This window comes from Aminobacter sp. P4_H6_2, from assembly GCF_056400805.1.
This window is the reverse complement of sequence record NZ_JBFUKO010000473.1, coordinates 1-4,274: the sequence shown is the minus strand read 5'-3', so window position 1 is coordinate 4,274 and position 4,274 is coordinate 1. Positions and strand designations below refer to the sequence as shown.

General features: G+C 61.6%; 5 protein-coding genes. All 5 read left to right on the top strand.

Translation table 11 applies throughout. The features are described 5' to 3' along the window. Positions 1-214, top strand: a 214-nt coding sequence (locus AC1DUU_RS24605) for a helix-turn-helix domain-containing protein (protein ID WP_476785997.1), incomplete at its 5' end; no start/stop codon positions are given. 77 nt (positions 215-291) lie between these two features. Further along, a complete protein-coding gene (trkA, locus tag AC1DUU_RS24600) occupies positions 292-1,668 on the top strand; it encodes a Trk system potassium transporter TrkA (protein ID WP_476785996.1) in 1,377 nt (458 codons plus the stop codon). Positions 1,669-1,745: 77 nt separating this feature from the next. Then, on the top strand, positions 1,746-2,609 hold the full coding sequence (locus AC1DUU_RS24595) for a D-amino-acid transaminase (protein ID WP_476785995.1): 864 nt from the start codon (positions 1,746-1,748) through the stop codon (positions 2,607-2,609). A 139-nt stretch (positions 2,610-2,748) separates the two neighbouring features. Beyond that, positions 2,749-2,994 (top strand): RNA chaperone Hfq, encoded by a 246-nt coding sequence (hfq, locus tag AC1DUU_RS24590; protein ID WP_006202172.1) that lies wholly within the window; start codon positions 2,749-2,751, stop codon positions 2,992-2,994. Next, positions 2,995-4,274: GTPase HflX (hflX, locus tag AC1DUU_RS24585; RefSeq protein WP_476785994.1), on the top strand; the 1,280-nt coding region annotated here is incomplete at its 3' end. It lies immediately after the preceding gene.

Below are 4,274 nucleotides of genomic sequence, written 5' to 3'. Positions count from 1 at the left end.
GCCGTCAGAGATTGGCGACGTCATGCCACGCGCGCCCAACCAGTCTGACCAGCACATCATGGCGCTGCCGCTTCGCGAGGCACGCGAGATGTTCGAGAAGGAMTAYCTSATCGCCCAGATCAACCGCTTCGGCGGCAATATCTCGAAGACGGCGGAGTTCATCGGCATGGAGCGTTCGGCCCTTCACCGCAAACTCAAGTCGCTTGGCGTCTAGAACATGATTCTGAAAGCCGAGACTCGGATGGAGCTCCATAAGAGTGCCGTGCCAGCCAGACAGGATAGACGTCCCACATGCGCGTGATCATCTGTGGGGCGGGGCAGGTCGGCTACGGTATCGCCGAACGATTGGCTGCGGAAAAGAACGACGTTTCGATCATCGATACGGCACCCGAACTGATCCATTCGGTGCGCGATCAGCTTGATGTGCGCGGTTTTGTCGGTCACGGCTCGCATCCGGAAGTGCTGGAGGCGGCCGGCGCGCAAAACGCCGACATGATCATCGCAGTGACGCTTTTCGACGAGGTCAACATCGTCGCCTGCGAAGTGGCGCATGCGCTGTTCAACGTACCGATGAAGGTCGCGCGCATCCGCTCGCAATCCTACCTCCAGCCACACTACCAGGACCTGTTTTCGCGCGACCATCTACCGATCGACGTGATCATTTCGCCGGAGCTTGAGGTCGGCGAGATGGTGCTTCGGCGCATCTCGCTGCCCGGCGCCACCGACGTGGTTCGATTTGCCGAAAACCACATCATCATGGTGGCGATCGAGTGCCTGGAAGATTGCCCTGTCATCAACACCCCGCTGGCACAGCTCAGCGAACTGTTCCCCGATCTGCCATCGACGGTCGTCGGCGTCACCCGCAACGACCGCCTGTTCATCCCGCATTCGGCCGACCAGCTGGTGGCGGGCGATCTCGCCTATGTCGTGACGACCAAGGACCAGGTGCGCCGCACGCTTGGCCTGTTTGGGCATGAGGAGCAGGAGGCGACACGTATCGTCATCGCCGGCGGTGGCAATATCGGCCTGTTCGTCGCCCGTACGCTCGAACAGCGCCAGAGCCGCACCAAGATCAAGATCATCGAGGCGAACCGGGAGAGGGCGGTCAAGGTCGCCGACGAGTTGCGCCGCACGGTGGTGCTCAACGGCAGCGCGCTCGACCAGAAGCTTTTGATGGAGGCAGACATCCAGGATGCCGACCTTATGGTCGCGCTGACCAACAACGACCAGGTCAACATCCTGTCCAGCGTCATGGCCAAGCGCCTCGGCTGCAAGGGCAACCTCGCGCTCATCAACAATCCGTCCTATCAGGACCTGACCAAGCCGCTTGGTATCGACGCACATGTCAATCCAAGTGCCGTCACCATTTCGCGCGTGCTCCAGCATGTCCGGCGCGGCCGAATCAGGCAGGTGCACTCGATCCAGCGCGGTGCCGCCGAAATCATCGAGGCCGAAGCGCTCGAAACCTCGCCTTTGGTCGGCACGCTGCTGCGTGATCTGGAATTGCCCGACGGCATGCGCATCGGCGCGATTTATCGCGACGGCCATGTGGTCAAGCCGAGCGGTTCGGTGAAGATCAGGCCCAAGGACCGCGTCGTCATTTTCGCGCTCGACAAGGCGGTCAAGCATGTCGAGCAGATGTTCAGGGTCAGCCTCGAGTTCTTCTGATCTGGACCAGCCATTTGCACATTGCCGCACCGCGCAAATCGTCTAGAACGCCGTAGAATCTCGAGGGTACGAAAACCATGCCGCGCATTGCCTATGTCAACGGGCGCTACGTCGCCCATTCGGACGCCTTTGTGCATATCGAGGACCGCGGCTACCAGTTCGCCGACGGCGTCTACGAGGTCTGCGAGGTGGCACGCGGCTTCATCGTCGATAGCGTCGGGCACCTTGACCGGCTCGACCGCTCGCTTTCCGAACTCAGGATCGACCGGCCGGTCAACCGCGCCGTTCTCGTGCACATCATGCGCGAAGTCATTGCCCGCAATCGCGTCCACAATGGCATGGTCTATCTGCAAGTGACGCGTGGCGTAGCACCCCGCGACCACGTCTTCCCAGCCAACGGCACGCGTCCCGCGCTGGTGGTCACCGCCAAGCGCACCGATCCGGCGGCCGCCGCCAAGCGGGCGAGCACGGGTATCAAGGTGATCACCGTGCCGGAAAACCGCTGGGACCGCGTCGATATCAAATCTGTCGGGCTGCTGCCCAACGTGCTGGCACGCCAGCAGGCCAAGGAAGCCGGCGCCCAGGAGGCATGGTTCGTCGATGTAGACGGCAAGGTCACAGAAGGGGCTGCCACCAACGCCTGGATCGTCACCAAGGACGGCAGCCTGGTGACCCGGCCTGCCGACAGCGGCATCCTGCGCGGCATCACCCGCACCACGCTGTTTGCGGTCGCCGACAAACTTGGATTGAAGATCGAGGAGCGCGGTTTCACCGTCGATGAAGCCAAATCCGCGCGCGAAGCCTTCATCTCGGCGGCAACCACGCTGATCATGCCAATCGTTGAGATTGACGGCCAGCCGGTCGCCAATGGGCACCCCGGATCGGTGGCCCTTTCCCTTCGGGAAGCCTTTTTTGACGTTGCGGAAAAAATCCAAGCCTGATAACCGCTTGGGCGTAAATGGTTAAATTCATCTCGTTCAGCTTGCCGCGMATTGTGGCAAGGGGGTGTTTGCTGGCTTGACATGAGCTGAGTAATTTGGCGCATTGGCAGCAGACAGGGATCGGCGAAAGAAAAAAACAATGGCGGAACGATCGCAGAATCTTCAGGACCTATTCCTGAATTCAGTTCGCAAGAGCAAAAACCCACTCACCATTTTCCTCATTAACGGCGTGAAATTGACCGGAGTCGTGACCTCCTTCGACAATTTCTGTGTTTTGTTGCGCCGTGACGGGCACTCCCAGCTCGTCTACAAGCATGCCATCTCCACGATCATGCCGAGCCAGCCGGTTCAGATGTTCGATGGCGAGGAAAGCCAGGGCGCCTGATTGGCACGCGACAAACACGCCGGCACAAAGGCCGGTGAGAGCAATGGACCCGAATCGGTAGGGGGCGACAACGCCCCCACCCGTGCGATCGTCATAGTGCCGGTGCTCACGCGCCAGCCCAAGGGTGACGACGACAGCGCGCGTCCACGGCTGCAGCGTTCGGCCGAGGCTCGCCACGACGAAGCCGTCGGACTGACCCGCGCCATCGATCTCGAACCCGTTCACACCGCGATCGTAACCCTCAACGACCCGCGTCCGGCGACATTGCTGGGCAGCGGCAAGGTCGAGGAATTCGCCGCGATCGTAAAGGAGCGCGGCGCGGAACTGGTCATCGTCGATCATCCGTTGACTCCGGTGCAGCAGCGCAACCTCGAAAAAGAGATGAACGCCAAGGTGCTCGACCGCACCGGGCTGATCCTTGAGATTTTCGGCCGGCGCGCCCGCACCAAGGAAGGCACGCTTCAGGTCGAGCTTGCCCATCTCAACTACCAGAAGGGTCGGCTTGTCCGCAGCTGGACCCACCTTGAGCGCCAGCGCGGCGGCGCGGGTTTCCTCGGCGGCCCCGGCGAAACGCAGATCGAGTCCGACAGGCGCGCGCTGCAGGAAAAGATCATCAAGCTGAAGCGCGAGCTGGAGACGGTGGTTCGCACGCGTGACCTGCACCGCTCCAAGCGCCGCAAGGTGCCGTTCCCGGTCGTCGCCATCGTTGGCTACACCAATGCCGGCAAATCGACTTTGTTCAATCACCTGACCGGTGCCAGCGTGCTGGCCGAAAACATGTTGTTTGCAACACTCGATCCGACCTTGCGCCGGGTCCGGCTGCCGCACGGCACGCCGATCATCCTGTCCGACACCGTCGGTTTCATCTCCGACCTGCCGACGCATCTGATCGCGGCCTTCCGGGCGACGCTCGAAGAGGTCATCGAGGCGGATCTGGTGATCCATCTGCGAGACATTTCCGACCCCGACACAGCGGCCCAGGCCAACGATGTCGAGCGCATCCTGTCCGATCTCGGCGTCGATGCGGCAGACACAGATCGCGTCGTCGAGGTCTGGAACAAGATCGATCAGCTCGACGAGGGCAATCGCGAACGGTTGCTTTCCGACAGTGCCGACGGCCGCAAGACGCCGCCGATCGCGATTTCGGCCGTCACAGGCGAGGGCATTTCGACCCTCACCAGCCTGATCGAGCAACGCGTTTCGGGCGAGCTGGAGTCCATCGAAGTTACGCTTGCGCCAAGCCAGCTCGGGCAGATCGATTGGCTCTACCGCAATGGCGA